We start from the raw sequence: 1,455 nt of genomic DNA on the forward strand, positions 1-1,455 counted from the left end.
CTCCCGTTCAGCGAAAGTCGAGTGACCGGTTTCGCCGCTCACACCGCAAGGCCGGCAAGGCGGCCTACCTGGCCGAGGCGGAAGTGTCGGGAGGGAAGCCGTCCGTGACGGTCCTCTCCGTCGGCCCCACCGAGGCTCCGGCCGAAATCGCCGAGCGCATGAACGTTGCACCCGGCACCAAGGTGCTGGCGCGTCGGCGTCGCTACTTCCGGGACGGCACACCCACCGAAGAAGCCACCTCGTACCTCCCCTGGGACGTAGTCAGGGACATCCCCGAGATGTTCGCCGAGAACCCGGGCGGAGGCGGCATCTACGCCCGACTCGAAGAACACGGGCACACGCTTGAGGAGTTCACCGAAACGGTCCGAGCTCGACTGGCGACCAAGTCGGAGAGTGCTGCACTCGCCCTCAGCCCCGGGGCTCCCGTCATCCACCTGGTGCGGAACGCCGTCACACAGACAGGCCGAGTCGTGGAAGTTTGCGACACCGTGATGGCCGCTGACCAGTTCATTCTCGACTACCGCTTCCCCGCCGACGACTGACGCGACCTCAACTCCCGCAGCCCGCCCTGATTTTCTTCGCAGGGCGGGTTGACTCATGTACAGGAGTGAGGCACTCTTCTATTAGTCACTCATGTACATGAGTGCAGGAGATCTACTCTGTTAGAGGAGTTCGCAATGCCGTCCTTCAAGATCGACCTTTCGACCGCCGTGGTGTTCGTCGCGACCGCGCCGGAACCAAAGATGGTCAACAAGAAGACCGGGGAGCGGGCCGTGGATCGGGAGACCGGTGCGGGTCTGTCCACCGTGGGCCTGCTGATCTCGGATGAGGGAGAGGGGAACCTCTACCAGGTCACCGTTCCGGAGACCGGTCTGCCGGAGAACCTGACGCCGGGGATGCCGGTGTCGGTGGTGGGGCTGAAGGCTCGGGACTGGGAGAACGAGTTCAACGGCCAGAAGCGGCACGGGATCGCGTTCCGCGCGGTTGCCCTCACGGCTGGGGTCTGATCATGACGGTCCTGACTACCGTGCTCGAAGCGACGGGCGCCTTAGCCGGTGCTGGTGGCCTGGGCTACGCGAAGGTTCGTGCGCCGCGGTTGTACTGGTCGCTGGTGGGTCTGCCGGTCACGTGGGGCCGGTTCACGGTCACCTACCGCTCAACGATGGATGTGTGCGGGCTGACGGTGCAGCCGTCGCGTCTGCGGGCGTTCATGACGCGCAACGTCGCCCGCCGGGAGGTTCAGTCGATCCCGCCCAAGGTCCGTCGGGTCAGGGGTACTTCGACGGGGCTGGTGGTCTCTCTGCGGATCCCCGCCGGGCTGGAACCGGCGGACGTGGCGGCGGCTTCCGAACGACTGCGGCACGCCTGGGGCGTCCACTCCGTGACCGTGGTGGAGTCCAAGCCCGGTGTCGTGGAGCTGCGGATGACCGGCTACGACGTGCTGCGACGGGTGCG

General features: G+C 66.0%; 2 protein-coding genes and 1 pseudogene. All 3 read left to right on the plus strand.

Annotation, left to right across the window (positions count from 1 at the left end):
- A partial coding sequence (locus tag AB0I03_RS26560) for a UTRA domain-containing protein (protein WP_360417346.1) occupies nt 1-542 on the plus strand: 542 nt, incomplete at its 5' end.
- 135 nt (nt 543-677) lie between these two features.
- The gene (locus AB0I03_RS26565) at nt 678-1,007 is read left to right on the plus strand and encodes a hypothetical protein (protein ID WP_360417348.1); all 330 of its coding nucleotides are present in this window, start codon (nt 678-680) and stop codon (nt 1,005-1,007) included.
- 2 nt (nt 1,008-1,009) lie between these two features.
- Nucleotides 1,010-1,455, plus strand: a pseudogene (locus tag AB0I03_RS26570) (plasmid transfer protein); the annotation flags it as partial.

Source organism: Glycomyces sp. NPDC021274 (genome assembly GCF_040641195.1).
Lineage (GTDB): Bacteria > Actinomycetota > Actinomycetes > Mycobacteriales > Micromonosporaceae > Glycomyces.

Bases quoted from the DNA above. Each gene is read 5' to 3' on its own strand.
- AB0I03_RS26565 (WP_360417348.1), top strand. From the start codon at position 678: ATGCCGTCCTTCAAGATCGACCTTTCGACCGCCGTGGTGTTCGTCGCG.